The sequence below is a fragment of the Pseudoduganella guangdongensis genome, from assembly GCF_009857475.1.
Classification (GTDB): Bacteria; Pseudomonadota; Gammaproteobacteria; order Burkholderiales; family Burkholderiaceae_D; genus Rugamonas; species Rugamonas guangdongensis.
Genome location: NZ_WWCJ01000056.1, coordinates 1 through 439, shown reverse-complemented (window position 1 = coordinate 439; position 439 = coordinate 1). Strand labels below are relative to the sequence as shown.

Here is a 439-nt window from a genome sequence, read left to right as displayed (position 1 = left end):
CGCCGGCCGGGCGGCGGCCCGCCCTGCCCCGCGCGCCGCCGCCCGCCAGGCCGCAGCCGCCGACGAATGGGAAGAGTTCTGAGCCCGCCGCAGCGCAGCGTTCAGGCGCCTTGACGGCGGCTGAACGCGAGGGCCGCCAGCCACGCCAGCACGCCGGCCAGCCCCCATGCAGCGGCCGAGGCCAACGTCGCCGCCCCATTAAAGCCCACCAGGTCTAGCGCCGCCATGTTCGGCGAGTTGATCGCCACATACCAGGTGAACAGGAACAGCGCGAGAAACAGGCGCGTCCCGCGCGTCACGCCGCCCAGCAACGCCGCGAACGACGCCAGCGCCGCCACACCCGCCACCGCCGCCAGCGCGCGCGCCGGCTCCAGCGCCGCCCAGCGCAGCGCCAACACGCCCAGCGGCGCCGCCAGCACCAGGCTGGCCGCCCACTGGC

At 76.5% G+C, this 439-nt stretch carries 1 pseudogene; it reads right to left on the bottom strand.

Annotated features, from left to right (window positions below):
* Positions 1 to 101: 101 nt before the first annotated feature.
* Positions 102 to 439, bottom strand: a pseudogene (locus tag GTP41_RS26800) (hypothetical protein); the annotation flags it as partial.